This window comes from Pseudomonas sp. dw_358, from assembly GCF_018449655.1.
Classification (GTDB): Bacteria; Pseudomonadota; Gammaproteobacteria; order Pseudomonadales; family Pseudomonadaceae; genus Aquipseudomonas.
Genome location: NZ_JAAVUX010000003.1, coordinates 336,571 through 351,138, shown reverse-complemented (window position 1 = coordinate 351,138; position 14,568 = coordinate 336,571). Strand labels below are relative to the sequence as shown.

14 protein-coding genes are annotated in these 14,568 nt (G+C 60.6%); 9 read left to right on the top strand and 5 right to left on the bottom strand.

Annotated elements, in window-relative coordinates; all coding sequences use genetic code 11:
- Positions 1-27 precede the first annotated feature (27 nt).
- Genes HB675_RS07505 through pdxJ form a run of 5 tightly spaced genes read left to right on the top strand, consistent with a single transcriptional unit; the run spans position 28 to position 3,452 of the window.
- Entirely contained in the window at positions 28-405 is a 378-nt protein-coding gene (locus HB675_RS07505; RefSeq protein WP_213877210.1) for a DUF4845 domain-containing protein, read from the top strand.
- Positions 402-1,091 carry a ribonuclease III gene (gene rnc / locus HB675_RS07500; protein WP_213877208.1) on the top strand — a complete coding sequence of 230 codons (690 nt, stop codon included), beginning with the start codon at positions 402-404 and terminating at the stop codon, positions 1,089-1,091. The genes HB675_RS07505 and rnc overlap by 4 nt, the downstream gene beginning before the upstream one ends.
- Positions 1,084-1,986 (top strand): GTPase Era, encoded by a 903-nt coding sequence (gene era / locus HB675_RS07495; protein WP_213877206.1) that lies wholly within the window; start codon positions 1,084-1,086, stop codon positions 1,984-1,986. Before rnc ends, era begins: the two co-directional genes overlap by 8 nt.
- Positions 1,979-2,665 carry a DNA repair protein RecO gene (recO, locus tag HB675_RS07490; protein WP_213877323.1) on the top strand — a complete coding sequence of 229 codons (687 nt, stop codon included), beginning with the start codon at positions 1,979-1,981 and terminating at the stop codon, positions 2,663-2,665. The genes era and recO overlap by 8 nt, the downstream gene beginning before the upstream one ends.
- Positions 2,666-2,708: 43 nt before the next feature.
- On the top strand, positions 2,709-3,452 hold the full coding sequence (gene pdxJ, locus HB675_RS07485) for a pyridoxine 5'-phosphate synthase (RefSeq protein WP_213877204.1): 744 nt from the start codon (positions 2,709-2,711) through the stop codon (positions 3,450-3,452).
- Between the two features lie 73 nt (positions 3,453-3,525).
- Here pdxJ and nadE read toward each other — a convergent pair whose 3' ends face one another.
- The 3 genes from nadE to cmoA form a co-directional block, all read right to left on the bottom strand.
- Entirely contained in the window at positions 3,526-4,356 is an 831-nt protein-coding gene (nadE, locus tag HB675_RS07480) for an ammonia-dependent NAD(+) synthetase (protein WP_213877202.1), read from the bottom strand.
- A gap of 75 nt (positions 4,357-4,431) precedes the next feature.
- On the bottom strand, positions 4,432-5,388 hold the full coding sequence (gene cmoB, locus HB675_RS07475; RefSeq protein ID WP_213877200.1) for a tRNA 5-methoxyuridine(34)/uridine 5-oxyacetic acid(34) synthase CmoB: 957 nt from the start codon (positions 5,386-5,388) through the stop codon (positions 4,432-4,434).
- Positions 5,385-6,128, bottom strand: a complete 744-nt coding sequence (gene cmoA, locus HB675_RS07470) for a carboxy-S-adenosyl-L-methionine synthase CmoA (protein WP_213877198.1) — start codon at positions 6,126-6,128, stop codon at positions 5,385-5,387. The genes cmoB and cmoA overlap by 4 nt, the downstream gene beginning before the upstream one ends.
- A gap of 181 nt (positions 6,129-6,309) precedes the next feature.
- Between cmoA and HB675_RS07465 the strand changes: the two genes are divergently transcribed.
- Complete coding sequence (locus HB675_RS07465; protein WP_213877197.1) at positions 6,310-7,449, top strand: alpha-xenorhabdolysin family binary toxin subunit A; 1,140 nt, start codon at positions 6,310-6,312, stop codon at positions 7,447-7,449.
- Entirely contained in the window at positions 7,449-8,465 is a 1,017-nt protein-coding gene (locus HB675_RS07460) for an alpha-xenorhabdolysin family binary toxin subunit B (RefSeq protein WP_213877195.1), read from the top strand. Before HB675_RS07465 ends, HB675_RS07460 begins: the two co-directional genes overlap by 1 nt.
- Before the next feature lie 21 nt (positions 8,466-8,486).
- Here HB675_RS07460 and HB675_RS07455 read toward each other — a convergent pair whose 3' ends face one another.
- Positions 8,487-8,885, bottom strand: a complete 399-nt coding sequence (locus HB675_RS07455) for a protease inhibitor I42 family protein (protein ID WP_213877193.1) — start codon at positions 8,883-8,885, stop codon at positions 8,487-8,489.
- A 34-nt stretch (positions 8,886-8,919) separates the two neighbouring features.
- Positions 8,920-11,352, bottom strand: coding sequence for an endopeptidase La (gene lon / locus HB675_RS07450; protein ID WP_213877191.1), 2,433 nt, complete (start codon positions 11,350-11,352; stop codon positions 8,920-8,922).
- A gap of 159 nt (positions 11,353-11,511) precedes the next feature.
- Between lon and HB675_RS07445 the strand changes: the two genes are divergently transcribed.
- On the top strand, positions 11,512-12,195 hold the full coding sequence (locus tag HB675_RS07445) for a methylamine utilization protein (protein WP_213877189.1): 684 nt from the start codon (positions 11,512-11,514) through the stop codon (positions 12,193-12,195).
- A complete protein-coding gene (locus HB675_RS07440) occupies positions 12,179-14,539 on the top strand; it encodes an EAL domain-containing protein (protein ID WP_213877187.1) in 2,361 nt (786 codons plus the stop codon). The genes HB675_RS07445 and HB675_RS07440 overlap by 17 nt, the downstream gene beginning before the upstream one ends.
- The last annotated feature ends 29 nt before the right edge of the window (positions 14,540-14,568 follow it).

The following is a 14,568-nucleotide window of genomic DNA, read 5'->3' as shown; positions in this document are numbered from 1 at the left end:
GGCCAGGGATAGCACGAGGGGTGCAGCATGAAGTCTCCTGTTTCGCAAAAAGGCCTGTCCATGGTGGGGTGGCTGGTTGCATTGTTCGTGATCGGCTTTCTGGTGACCGTCGGTGCCAGGGTCGTGCCCCTTTATATGGACGACATGACGATCAAGAAGATCATCGTTGCCATCGGCACGGACAAGTCTGACGAAGTCGGCAGCGTCGAAGATTTCTACACCCATGTCTACCGAGGCATGCAGGTCAACAATATCCGGGATCTGGATTTGAAAAGCGCTTTGAGTGTCACCGAGCAGCAAGATGTCTACCTTGCTCATCTGAAGTATGAAAAACGTGAGCCACTGGTCGGCAACATTGATCTGGTGGTGAAATTCGACCACGAATTCAGCGTGCGTAAACCGTGAGCGTTTCCTTGAGCCGTCTCGAGCGTCAGCTCGGTTACACCTTCAAGGACCAGGAACTGATGGTTCTGGCCTTGACCCATCGCAGCTATGCCGGGCGCAATAACGAGCGCCTGGAATTCCTCGGCGATGCCATTCTCAACTTCGTCGCCGGCGAGGCGCTGTTCGAGCGCTTTCCATTGGCTCGCGAAGGGCAGTTGTCGCGTTTGCGCGCCCGTCTGGTCAAGGGCGAGACCCTGGCCTTGCTGGCTCGTGGCTTTGATCTGGGCGAATACCTGCGTCTGGGTTCCGGTGAGTTGAAAAGCGGTGGCTACCGCCGCGAATCGATTCTGGCCGATGCCCTGGAGGCACTGATTGGCGCGATCTACCTGGATTCGGGCATGGAGGTCGCCCGTGACCGCGTGCTGGCCTGGCTGAGTACCGAGTTCGAAAGCCTGACCCTTGTCGACACCAACAAAGACCCCAAGACTCGCTTGCAGGAGTTTCTGCAGTCGCGCGGGTGCGAACTGCCTCGCTACGAGGTGGTGGACATCCAGGGGGACCCGCATTGCCGGACGTTTTTCGTCGAATGTGAAATTATCCTTTTGAACGAAAAAAGCCGGGGCCAGGGCGTCAGCCGTCGCATCGCCGAGCAGGTCGCCGCCACTGCCGCCCTGATCGCCCTGGGTGTGGAGAATTGCAATGACTGATTCAACTGTTACCCGTTGTGGCTATGTGGCCATCGTAGGCCGCCCCAACGTCGGCAAGTCGACCTTGTTGAACCACATCCTGGGGCAGAAACTGGCGATCACCTCGCGCAAGCCTCAGACCACCCGTCACAACATGCTGGGCATCAAGACCGAAGGCGCCATTCAGGCGGTTTACGTCGATACCCCGGGCATGCACAAGGGCGGCGAAAAGGCCCTGAATCGCTACATGAACAAGACCGCCTCGGCGGCGCTCAAAGACGTGGACGTAGTCATCTTCGTCGTTGATCGCACGAAGTGGACCGACGAGGACCAGATGGTCCTGGAGCGTATCCAGTACGTCGAGGGACCGGTGATCCTGGCGATCAACAAGACCGATCGCATTGAGGACAAGGCCGAGCTGATGCCGCACCTGAGCTGGTTGCAGGAGCAGTTGCCCAATGCCGAGATCGTGCCGATTTCCGCTCAACAGGGGCATAACCTCGAAGCACTGGAAGTTCTGATCGCCACCCACTTGCCCGAAAGCGAGCACTTCTTCCCGGAAGACCAGATCACCGACCGCAGCAGCCGTTTTCTCGCCGCCGAACTGGTTCGCGAAAAGATCATGCGTCAGCTAGGGGCCGAACTCCCTTACCAGATCACCGTGGAAATCGAAGAGTTCAAGCAGCAGGGCAAGACGTTGCATATCCACGCCTTGATCCTGGTGGAACGTGATGGTCAGAAGAAGATCATCATCGGCGACAAGGGCGAGCGCATCAAGCGCATCGGCACCGAGGCACGCAAGGACATGGAAGTGCTGTTCGACTCCAAGGTCATGCTCAACCTCTGGGTCAAGGTCAAGGGCGGGTGGTCCGACGACGAACGCGCCCTGCGTTCGCTGGGTTACGGCGATCTCTGACTGGTCGCTGGCGCAACCGGCGTATGTCCTGCACTCGCGTGCCTATCGCGAAACCAGTGCCTTGGTCGACTTCATCACACCCCAAGGCCGCTTGCGGGCCGTGCTGCGTAGCGCTCGGGGCAAGGCAGGCAGCCTGGCCCGACCGTTCGTGCCACTGGAAGTGGAGTTTCGCGGGCGGGGCGAGCTGAAGAACGTCGGGCGCATGGAGAGCGCGGGGATTGCCACCTGGATGGTCGGCGATCCACTGTTCAGTGGTTTGTACCTCAACGAACTGCTCATCCGCGTACTGCCTGCCGAAGATCCACACCCTGCGCTGTTCGATCATTACGCCGCAACCTTGCAAGGCTTGGCGGCCGGTCGGGCTCTCGAACCGCTGCTGCGTTCCTTCGAGTGGCGGTTGCTGGATGACCTCGGTTATGGCTTTGCCCTCGACACCGACGTCAATGGCACAGCGGTCGATCCGGCTGGGCTCTACCACCTGCGGGTGGATGCCGGGCTCGAACGGGTCGAATTCTTTCAGCCCGGGCTGTTCCGGGGCATCGATCTGCTGGCCCTGGCTGAAGCCGACTGGAGCGCACCGGGATCACTGGCTGCCGCCAAGCGCCTGATGCGTCAGGCCCTCGCCCCACATTTGGGCGGCCGGCCCTTGGTCAGTCGCGAACTGTTTCGCAAACCCTGAAGCCATCGTATCCTTGCATCCTTCATTACCAGGGAGCCACCCCGTGACCACCAGCAACCGCATCCTTCTCGGCGTCAACATCGACCACGTCGCCACTCTGCGTCAGGCCCGTGGCACGCGGTATCCCGACCCGGTCAAGGCTGCACTGGATGCCGAAGAAGCCGGTGCCGATGGCATTACCGTGCACTTGCGTGAAGACCGCCGGCATATCCAGGAGCGCGACGTGCTGCTACTCAAGGAGGTGTTGCAGACCCGCATGAACTTCGAAATGGGCGTCACCGAGGCGATGCTGACCTTCGCCGAACAGATTCGTCCGGCGCATATCTGCCTGGTGCCGGAAACTCGCCAGGAGCTGACTACCGAGGGCGGCCTTGACGTGGCGGGGCAGGAGGAGCGAATCAAGGACGCCGTCCAGCGCCTGTCACGGCTGGGCTGTGAGGTATCGCTGTTCATCGATGCCGACGAAGGTCAGATCGAAGCGTCAAAACGTATCGGTGCACCGGCCATCGAACTGCACACCGGCCGTTATGCGGACGCGCAGACCCCCACGGAAGTGGCCGAGGAGCTGGGTCGCATTGCCGATGGCGTGGCCTTTGGCCTTAGCCAAGGGCTGATCGTCAATGCCGGCCACGGTCTGCACTACCACAACGTCGAGGCCGTGGCGGCGATCGGCGGGATCAATGAATTGAACATCGGCCATGCGCTGGTGGCCCACGCCTTGTTCGTCGGCTTCAAAGGCGCAGTAGCGGAGATGAAGGCGCTGATCCTGGCTGCCAGCCGCGGCTGACGCTTTTACCAAGCCAGCTCGGTCCTCCTGTTACCCTTGGGGCCGAGATGGTTCGGGAACAATGTAACGCGGACTAGGCCGGAACGAACGGCAACTCGCGCTTGTGGCGGGTATTGTCGTACGTGCGCACGATAATCTCGTAAGCCTCGGCCCGTACGGTCTCACCGTGCAGGAACGCATCGATCTCCGCATAGGTCACGCCATGTGACTCTTCATCGGGCTTGCCTGGGCGCAGCTCTTCGAGGTCGGCTGTCGGTACTTTCAATACCAGGTTTTCCGGCGCACCCAAGTGCCGGGCAATAGCCCGTACCTGACCCTTGACCAGCCCGCTCAGGGGCGCCAGGTCGCAGGCACCGTCGCCGAACTTGGTGAAGAAACCCATCACCGCTTCTGCCGCATGGTCCGTACCGATGACCAGGCCATTGTTGGCATTGGCGATGGTGTACTGGGCCACCATGCGGATCCGCGCTTTGGCATTGCCCACCACGAAATCCCGGCGGGCGTGGGTCAGGCCCTGCAAATGGATAACCTGCTCGCTGAGGCCCAGCACCGCACCGGCAATATTGACTGTGTCCTCGACATCGGCCTTGATGAACTTGATCGAGGCCGCAGCATCTTCCTCGTCATGCTGGACGTTGTAAGGCAGGCGCACGGCGATGAACGTGTAGGAATCATCGCCTGTTTCGCTGCGCAATTCTTCGACTGACAATTGCGCCAGGCGGCCTGCCGTCAGCGAGTCGACGCCGCCGCTGATGCCCAGCACCAGCGCTTTGAGGCCGGCGTTGCGCAGACATTGCTTGATGAATGCCTTGCGCTTGTCGATCTCGGCTTGCAGGGCGGCGATATCGGCAAATGGCGGGACCACGGCCAGAGCGGCAGCGATTTCGCTTTGACGGTTGCTCATCTTGGACTCCTTGAAAGGTTGGGGCGCACATGCGGACAGTTGAAGGTATCGCACTTCCGGGGCAGCTGTTTCAAGTTATTTGCGCGCCTTGATCACTGCACGCATGGGGGCGGGCAGGCCCTCTACAGTGCGGCTGTGATCCTCGGGATCGAGAAAATCGCTCAGTGACTGGTAGCGCATCCAGGGCGTGCTGCGTTGCTCGGCGACGGTGGTCACACTGACGTCCACGCAGGTCACGTCCTGGAAGCCGGCGCGTCGTAGCCAGCGTTCGAGGGCCGGCACCGAGGGCAGGAACCAGACGTTGCGCATCTGAGCATAGCGATCTTCGGGCACCAGCACTTGATTCACATCACCTTCTATCACCAGCGTCTCCAGCACCAGTTCGCCACCTTTGACCAGGCAGTCCTTGAGTGCCAGCAGGTGTTCGAGGGGGGAACGTCGGTGATAGAAGACCCCCATGGAAAACACCGTGTCGAACCCTTCGAGCCGGGCCGGCAGGTCTTCCAGCGCGAAGGGGAGGTGCCAGGCTGCCAGGTCTGGCAGATAGCGTTGCACTGCCTGGAACTGGCAGAAGAACAACCAGTTGGGATCGATGCCGATCACGCTGTCGGCTCCGGCACCCAACATGCGCCACTGGTAGTAACCATTGCCGCAACCCACGTCGAGTACGCGCTTGCCGCACAAATCCAGGTGCGGGCTCACGCGAGACCACTTCCAGTCCGAGCGCCACTCCGTGTCGATGTGAGTACCGAACAGGTCGAACGGCCCCTTGCGCCAAGGTGAGAGGCCCATCAAGGCGCTATGCATCCGTGCGCGGGTCTCGTCGTCACACTCACAGTCCAGACTTAGCCCGCTGACCAGATCGACAACGCCGGGCGTCAGCCGCGGCAGGGCATCCAGTGCGCCTTGCCAGCGCTCGAGGTCGCCGTGGCCTTTGGCCATTTTGCTGTCGAGCTGAGCTTGCAGCGTTTGGGACCAGCCGGCCAACGGGGTGTCCGCCAAGCGGCGGACCAACGCAGATAAATCGATCATGGCAGGGCGATCATCGAAGCAAAGTTAAGACACTGGAACCAAGGCAGCACTTTTGAAAAGCCGGCGGCCAGCAGGCGCTCGCGGTTCTCTTGCAGGCTGTCGGGTTTCATCACGTTTTCGATGGCACTGCGTTTTTGCGCGATCTCCAGCTCGCTGTAGCCGTTGGCCCTTTTAAAGGCGATGTGCAGGTCAGTCAGCAGCGTGTGCTCCTCGGGATCGTCAAAGCGAAGCTTTTCCGAAAGAATCAGTGCGCCGCCGGGCACCAGGGCATGACGAATGCGCGACAGCAGGGCAAGCCGCTGCTCGGGTGCAATGAACTGCAACGTAAAGTTGAGGGCGATCACCGACGCCGGCTCAAACTGTAACTGCAGAATGTCGCCTTCGCGCACTTCGACGGGCAACAATTCTTGAAACATCGAATCCTGAGCCTTCAGGTATTCACTGCAGCGTTCGACCATGGCACTGGAGTTATCCACTGCCACCACCCGACAGCTCTCAGTGCGGACATGACGGCGCAGCGCCTGCGTGACGGCGCCCAACGAGCTGCCCAGGTCATACAGGGTGGTGTCGGGCTGGGCGAACTGCGCGGCCAGCACGCCGATATTCTCGACAATCGTCGGGTAGCCCGGCACCGAACGCTTGATCATGTCTGGAAAGACCCGCACCACATCCTCGTTGAAGGCAAAGTCGGGGACTTCTGCCAGCGGAGTGGCGAAGAGGCGGTCAGGTTGTCTAGGCACGGTGGAAGTCCAGGCAAGTGCAGGGGGCTGGCATTTTACCGACCTTGCCGCGTTTGTGCAGCCGCGCGAGGAGCCGTTTCCACATTCCGACGCATTGGGGGCGGCGATAGGGTATCGAGACACCTCACGCCGCTCGGCTCGGACGCCGTTGTGGCTTCACTCACGAGACAGGAAGTACGTGATGTCCAATCAAGATCAGCCACAGTCGATCCCGTCAGAGCGGTATCGGGTGCGACAGCCCAGTATTGTATTCACCGCCGATAATCTGCAGACCATCAAGCGTTATGTCGAGGCTTATAGTCGCTTGCCACTCGATGAGGAGACTATCCTTGCATCCTTCTCCACGACCCAGAAAGTGCTGGGAGAACCCCTGCTCAAAGCCATCAAGCACTTGAACCTCGCGCTTGAAGACCATGTAAAGACCTGGCCCGATCTGGAAGAATCATGCTCGCTGCTGGGGATCCGCCTGGAGACTTTTTCCAAAGGCTTCGTCGCCACCGGTGAGGATGTTCTGCGGCGGGTCAAAGACACGGTGGCCTACCGGCGGGGCGGGGCGACACTTGAAGAGCTCGAGAGTCTGCCGGTTGACCTGCAGCCCCACGATGACCTCGTGGAAAGCGACCAGGTGGCTGTGCTTTCACTGGGCGAATTTCTCGACTACATGAAGCAACAGATCCTGGGGTACCTGGAGCATGTCCAGAAGACCTATCAACAGGCCTTGGCCTTCAGGACAACCTTGCAATACGAACTGGCTGCACTTCATGAAGACGTGATGGACGCCCTGAAAGCCCACGGTATTGGCGAACAGGTGAGGGAGTTGGAGGACGCCATCGCTCACGTCAGCACTCGAATCGGCGAACAGCAAAAAAACGTCGATTATTACCTGTCTGCCCGATGGTATGGGGCCGTTTTCGGGCCCCTGGGGCTTGGTATTTCCTACCTTGCGGTGGATTCCCATGCGCAACACGCCGAGGACACCATGAACCAGTTGATCGTGGAGCGTGACAATTACTGTCGACGACTGGCTCAGCAAAACGGTATCAAGGGCCGATTTGTCAGTTACGGCGTTGCCCTCGAGGATATGAATATCCGCTTTGGCATCACCCTCGAAGCGTCCAAGCACTTGCTCAAAGTCTGGCGCGACATCTATGCAAGCATCGAAAACTCGCAGAAGGATGCTGCCGCGATCAACAACACAACGTCCCTCATGTTGTTCACGCTTCGGTTTGACAACACGATGGCGCCCTGGCGCGACGTTCATACGCAATCCCGAGAGCTGAACGAGCTCTTCAGATCGTACACTGCCAAAGGAATGGAATGATGAGAACTGTCAACTTCGTCAACGAATCCCTTGAGACCCCGGACGGCACGACCCTTCGCAACAGCCTCAAGGACCTGAGGTCTGCGATCCGCTTGGGGGTGGGTCAATCGCTACCGGTTATTCAGGAGCAGCTGGTGCTGCTGAAATCAGTGGCCCAGGACAGCTATGAGAAGTTCTATGAGCGCGGTGCAGCCACGCAAGCCGCTCTGCATTATGTCGGGCTGGCCCAGATAAATGATGCCTTCGCCGCGCTGGAGAGTGATGCCAGCTTGAATGAAAGCCAGTGCGCCCGACGGCGGGAGGAGCTGACGACGCTGTCGGTCACGATGGTGGCCTATGGCCTTGATGCTGTCAGGGAAGGCGTGAGGATTCTGGAAAAGGGCTTGCAGCGAATTCGCGCGGTGGCTCGGCCGGAGCTCGCACATTTGCAGCGTTGTCTGGAAAAGGAGAACGAGGCCGCACAGGCGCAGGTCGCTCAGCTGCAGACCCGGATCGCCACCATGAACCAGGCAGCGACCGATATCAGCGAAGCCCTCGATCTATTCAAGCGTCATGGGCTCGAAGACTTGTTCAAAAAGGCGCTCCCGACGGCGCAAGAGGCTGAAGTTGCCCTGAATACAGTCAAGAACCAGGGCATCGATAAAGCGCTGGTCATGGCCGTGATAGGCAAGCTTGAAGAACATGTCGAGTTCTTTGGCGAGATCCGCAGGTACACGGTACTGGCGCAGAAACGCGACGAACTGAGAGACGAAGTCGGCGAACTGAGCAAGCAGCTCCACGCCGATCAAAAAACGATCCGCGCACAAATGAGCCAGCTCCAGGCGTTTGCCCAAGTCCCGACCGCTTGGCTGGCCGCCGAGACATGGGATGCAGAAATCAGCAAAATCGTGGTGATCTATCACGCTTTTCTAGATCTTGGCCTGGATACGCGGGTGACCGACCCGACCTCATTCACCGAAATCGAGGGGCACTTCAAGCAGATGAACAGCTTCATCGATTCGCTCCCGCAAGCGTGAGCCAGTGCCGCTCTCCAGCGGTCACTGCACGACAATCACGCACTCGAACGACTTGATCGGATTCACCTCAGGCGCCCACGGCTGCTGGTACACCAGCAGCAGGGCGCCGCTCCCTGCCTGCGACACGTCGAAACGCCAAGATGATTGCCCGGCCGCTCCGACCACGCCGACGTCTTCCGGATTGCTGAACACCTCAGGTCCAAGACTGCGCAGCACTGGCTGGCCAGCATTCCGTACCCGCCAGCGATAACCCGTGGTGGGATCGCTGGGCAGGGTCAGGGTCAGTTTCTGTCCCGCTTGCAAGTGCAGCGGGCAGTCGCCCTGACGTGTCACCGTCACATTTTGCCCGCCCTGCCGGTTCGCGGTACACGCGGTCAGCAGGATCAGGCCGGTGGCAGCAAGCAGGCGAGAAGCAGTCATCGGGAGCTCCAGTCAGGGCAAGAGCTCCTTTCTATCAGAAAAGCACTTTGGCGACATCAGCGAAGCGTTTCGCAAAATGCACGGTCAGCCCTTGCTTGAGGTAATCAGGCAACTCTTCGAAGTTGCCCCGATTCGGCTCCGGCAGAATCAATTCGGTGATTTTCTGTCGCCGCGCCGCAATGACTTTTTCCCGTACACCGCCGATGGGCAGGACATGGCCGGTGAGGGTCAGCTCACCGGTCATCGCCACGCCTTTCTTCGGTGCCTGGTCGCGGGCCAGAGAGAGCAGGGCACTGGCCATGGTCACACCGGCGCTGGGACCGTCCTTGGGGGTGGCACCTTCCGGCACGTGCATGTGCACAAAAGCCTCATCGAAAAACGTCGGGTCGGCCCCGTATTGCTTGAGGTTGGAGCTGACGTAGCTGTAGGCGATTTCCGCCGACTCCTTCATCACGTCGCCCAGCTGCCCGGTGAGCTTGAAGCCGCGATTGAGGGTGTGGATGCGCGTGGCTTCGATCGGCAGCGTGGCACCGCCCATGCTGGTCCAGGCCAGCCCGGTGATCACGCCTTTGCCCGACAGCACCTGCTCGCTGCGGAACACCGGCATGCCCAGCGAGGCCTCCAGGTCCTTGTTGCCGATGCGAATCACCGCGTTGCGGTCATCCAGCAGCTTGACCACCGCTTTGCGGACCAGCTTGCCGAGCTGTTTCTCCAATTGCCGAACGCCGGCTTCCCGCGCGTAGCCTTCGATCACCGCGCGCAGGGCGCCGTCGCTGATGGCCAGGCGCGATTTGTCGACGCCAGCCTTCTCCAGTTGCTTGGGCCACAGGTGGCGCTTGGCAATCGCCAGCTTCTCTTCGGTGATGTAACCGGACAGACGAATGACTTCCATGCGGTCCAGTAACGGGCCGGGAATCGAGTCCAGGGTGTTGGCGGTGCAGACGAACAGCACCTTGGACAGGTCCAGGCGCAGGTCCAGATAGTGATCGAGAAAATCGACGTTCTGTTCCGGGTCCAGGGTTTCCAACAGCGCTGACGCCGGGTCGCCCTGATAGCTCTGACCCATCTTGTCGATTTCATCGAGCATGATCACAGGGTTCATGACTTCGACGTCTTTCAGGGCTTGCACCAGCTTGCCCGGTTGCGCGCCGATGTAGGTGCGCCGATGACCCTTGATTTCCGCCTCGTCTCGCATGCCGCCGACGCTGAACCGGTAAAACGGCCGGCCCAGGGATTCGGCAATGGATTTGCCGATGCTGGTCTTGCCCACGCCCGGAGGGCCCACCAGCAGCACGATGGAGCCGCTGATTTCGCCTTTATAGGCGCCCACCGCAAGGAATTCGAGGATGCGGCTCTTGATGTCGTCAAGGCCGGCATGATGCTGATCCAGAACCTTGCGCGCGTGCTTGAGGTCAAGTTTGTCCTTGCCATATACACCCCAAGGCAGGGCGGTGGCCCAGTCCAGGTAGTTGCGGGTCACGGCGTACTCTGGCGACCCGGTCTCGAGGATCGACAGCTTGTTCATTTCTTCGTCGATACGTTTTTTCGCCGCAGCCGGCAGGGTCTTGTCTTGCAGACGCTGCTCGAACTGCTCGACGTCGGCACTGCGGTCATCCTTGGTCAGGCCCAGCTCTTGCTGGATGACCTTGAGCTGCTCCTTGAGGAAGAACTCTCGCTGATGTTCGCCGATCTGCTTGTTGACCTCGGCCGAGATCTCCTTCTGCAAGCGCGCGACTTCCACTTCCTTGCGCAGCATGGGCAGGACTTTTTCCATGCGCTTGAGCATGGGGACGCAGTCCAGCACTTCCTGCAATTCGGTGCCGGTGGCGGACGTCAGGGCAGCGGCGAAATCCGTCAGCGGCGACGGGTCGTTGGGGCTGAAACGGTTCAGGTAGTTCTTCAGCTCTTCGCTGTACAGCGGGTTGAGCGGCAGCAGTTCCTTGATCGCATTGATCAGCGCCATGCCGTAGGCCTTGACCTCGTCGGTCGGCTCGGTGGGCTGATGCGGGTACTCAACCTCCACCAGGTAAGGCGGTCGATGGTGCTTGAGCCAGGTGCGAATGCGCACCCGCGACAGGCCCTGAGCGACGAACTGCAGCTTGCCGTTTTCGCGGCTGGCGTGGTGGATCTTCACCAGGGTGCCGTACAGCGGCAGGTTCGAGGTATCGAAATGGCGGGTGTCTGGCGGCGTTTCCATGAAAAACAGCGCCAGCGAGTGATGCGGGGTCTTGGCCACCAGGTCCAGAGTTTCGGCCCAAGGCTCTTCGTTGACGATGACGGGCAACACCTGGGCGGGAAAGAACGGACGGTTGTGGATCGGGATGATGTAGACCTTGTCGGGCAGGTTCTGGCCGGGGAGGGTCAGCTCGGTGCTGGAGTGGGTCGAGTGTTCGATGTGATCGCTGTCCAGGTCGGCGTGGCCGTCCAGAGAGTCTTGAGTGTCCGGGTGTTCTTGCTGGTCGCTCATGGGGCACCTGCGCAATGGGTCATGGTGCTTAGATGGGGCGATGGGCACTCGGTTTCAATGGGCTGTTACAGCTTTGCCCACAGCGGTCGATAACTTTCACATGCGCACTGACTACGCTGTAGGTGCTGTGTCTGGTTTGGCCGATGATGGGTGCTCGGAATGCGTGGAATCTTGATTCGAACAGGGATGGCTGCGACCTTGCTGGTCTGTAGCTCATGGCTCAATGCCGCGTCATTGCAGGCTCAGGTCGTTGACCAGCAAGGGCACCCGCTGTCCGGTGCGGTGCTGACCCTGCGAGGTGGCCCATTGCCGGCAACTCCAGGTGCCAAAGCCATCATGGACCAGCGCAAGCAGGAATTCGTGCCCCACGTGCTGGCCGTGCGGACCGGGACGCTGATCAGTTTTCCCAACAGCGATAACATTCGTCATCAGGTCTACTCGTTCTCGGCGCCCAAGCGCTTCGAGCTGCGTCTCTATGAGGGCACGCCCACCGATCCGCTGCTGTTCGACAAGCCCGGCGTGGTCGTGCTGGGCTGCAACATTCACGACTGGATGCTGGGCTACATCTACGTCAGTGACGACCCCTGGTTCGCCGTCACCGATGCCAATGGCAAGCTGAGCATCGATCAACTGCCTGCTGGCCATTACAGCGTGACCCTGTGGCACCCGCAAGTCACCGACATGCTCAATCAGTCGGGTGGTGAGCTGGATATTGCTGCTGCCGGCACCAGCCACAACTTCTCCCTGGCGGTTCAACCGCCCGCTGGCGATGCAACGGCTGCGCCCGCGCCCAGCGCCTTCGGCAACGCATTTGGTAATGCCCTCAGTGAACCTCAAAAATAGCTTTCAGGCGCGCATCGCCGGGGTACTGATCCTGCTGCTGCTGGTGGTGATCGGCGCGCTTACAATGGCGGTCAAAGTTGCCACCAACGAGGCCGTACGCAGCCAGGCCAGTGCGCAGTTGCAGCTGGGCACCAAATTGTTCGAACGTCTGCTGGACACCCGCGGCCGCCGCCTGCGCGATGGCGTGCAGGTGCTGGCCGCCGACTTCGGTTTTCGCGATGCCGTTGCCAGTGGCGATTCGGCCACCATCCGCTCGGCCCTGCTCAACCACGGCGGGCGCATCAACGCCAGCGACATGTTTCTGTTGGGGATGGATGGCAAGGTGCTGGGCAGCACCGTGGATGCGGTCCCCGTCGACAGCGTGTTCCCTTTCGACCAGGCCATGCGCGATGCCCGTCGCACCGGTCAGTCGATGATCATCGTCGCGCTCCAGGGGCAGCCGCACCTGTTGGTGGAAACACCGGTACTGGCGCCGCTGCCGATCGCCCGGGTGGTGGTCGGCTTCAGCATGGACGCCGCTTTCGCCAAAGAGCTGCATGAGCTGAGCAACCTCGAAGTATCTTTTCTGGCCGTGGATAAAGGTGTGCCCGGTCAACTGATCACCACTCAGCCCATCGTGATGCTGGACCCCTTGGTGCACTGGATCCAGAGCAATGCCGGTCAAGGCCGCACCATCACCCTCAGCGAGCATGAGGGCCAGCGCTTTCTCAGCCAGGTTCTGATGCTGTCTGGATCGCCAGACGCGGCCAGCAGTCAGGTCATTGCCCTGCTGCAAAGCCCGCTGGATGCGGCTCTCGGCGCTTTTGCCCCACTGGACCACAATATTCTGCTGATCGCCATGGCGGCTCTGCTGGCGTCGCTGATCGGTGCACTGTTGCTGGCTCGCAGCGTCTCTCAGCCGGTGCGGGCGCTGGCCGTCGCCGCCGACCGCATTCGTCTGGGTGACTATCACACCCAGTTGCCCGTACAGCGCGCCGACGAGCTGGGGCTTTTGGCCAACGCCATTCACAGCATGCAGCAAGGCATTGCCGAGCGCGAAGTGCTGCTTGCCCACAATGCCCTCCACGATGCCTTGACCGGTCTGCCCAACCGCGCGTTGGCCATGGAGCGTCTTGGCAGCGCAATCTCCGCCGACCGTCCCGTGGCATTGCTCTATCTGGGGGTCGATAACCTCAAGGCGCTGAGCGACACCGGCGGCCCTGCGTTCATCGACCGCCTGCTGCAACAGATTGGCGAAAACCTGCGGGAATTTATCCGCCCCGGCGATACCGTCGCGCACTTGATCACCGACGAGTTTCTGGTGCTGCTGGAGAACATGGACAGCGCCAGCGCCGTGGCCAGGGCCGACACCCTGCAGCAAGTCCTTTTGCAGCCACACCGGTTCGGCGGACAGGACGTGAGCATCGACTGCCGTATCGGCATCGCCGCCTACCCGGCCGACGGCATCACCGCCGAAGAGCTGCTGGGCCGCGCCGCTATCGCCATGAAGGATGCCGGTGACATGCCGGGTCGCTTGCAGGTCTATCAGCACGGCCGCGACCTGGCCCATCAGCGACAAATCCGCCTGATTCGCGATCTGCGCCGGGCGGCGACCAATGGCGAGCTGATGCTGCACTACCAGCCCAAGCTCGACATTCGCCAACAACGCGTGGTACAGGCCGAGGCCTTGCTGCGCTGGCAGCATCCGCACTTCGGCATGGTCTCGCCGGGCGAGTTCATCGAGCTGGCCGAGCGTACCGGCAGTATCCAGATTCTGACCCGCTGGGTGATCGAAGAAGGTATCCGCCAACTGGCCGAGTGGAACAGCCGCGGGCTGCGCATTCAGGTGTCGCTGAACATTTCGGCCGAAGATCTCACCGGCGGCGACCTGCTCGAACGGGTCCTCCGTCTGCTCAAGCTGCACAACGTACCGGCACAGCAGTTGATTTTCGAGATCACCGAGAGCGCCATCATGCGCGAGCCGGAAGCCGCCCTGAAAGTGCTCAACAGCCTGCGCAATTGCGGCATCAGCCTGTCGGTGGATGACTTCGGCACGGGTTACTCGTCTCTGGCTCACCTCAAACGCTTGCCGGTGCAGGAGCTGAAGATCGACCAATCGTTTGTCCGCGACCTGGATGAAACCAGTGAAGACGCCGTTATCGTTCGTTCCACCATTGAAATGAGCCACAACCTGGGGCTGAAAGTGGTTGCCGAGGGCGTCGAGTACGAACGCAGCCTGCGCTTGCTCGAACGTTGGGAGTGCGATACCGCCCAGGGTTACTTGATCAGCCGGCCGCTGCCGCCCCAGGCATTCGAAACCTGGGTTCGACAGCCCCTTACCGCCCCTTCCATTCTGGTCCATTAACCATGAAACGTTACTTGCCTGCTGTATTC

Coding starts and splice junctions, on each gene's coding strand:
- era (WP_213877206.1), top strand. CDS start 1,084: ATGACTGATTCAACTGTTACCCGTTGTGGCTATGTGGCCATCGTAGGC.
- nadE (WP_213877202.1), bottom strand. CDS start 4,356: ATGAGCAACCGTCAAAGCGAAATCGCTGCCGCTCTGGCCGTGGTCCCG.
- HB675_RS07465 (WP_213877197.1), top strand. CDS start 6,310: ATGTCCAATCAAGATCAGCCACAGTCGATCCCGTCAGAGCGGTATCGG.
- HB675_RS07505 (WP_213877210.1), top strand. CDS start 28: ATGAAGTCTCCTGTTTCGCAAAAAGGCCTGTCCATGGTGGGGTGGCTG.
- HB675_RS07460 (WP_213877195.1), top strand. CDS start 7,449: ATGAGAACTGTCAACTTCGTCAACGAATCCCTTGAGACCCCGGACGGC.
- cmoB (WP_213877200.1), bottom strand. CDS start 5,388: ATGATCGATTTATCTGCGTTGGTCCGCCGCTTGGCGGACACCCCGTTG.
- lon (WP_213877191.1), bottom strand. CDS start 11,352: ATGAGCGACCAGCAAGAACACCCGGACACTCAAGACTCTCTGGACGGC.
- HB675_RS07455 (WP_213877193.1), bottom strand. CDS start 8,885: ATGACTGCTTCTCGCCTGCTTGCTGCCACCGGCCTGATCCTGCTGACC.
- HB675_RS07445 (WP_213877189.1), top strand. CDS start 11,512: ATGCGTGGAATCTTGATTCGAACAGGGATGGCTGCGACCTTGCTGGTC.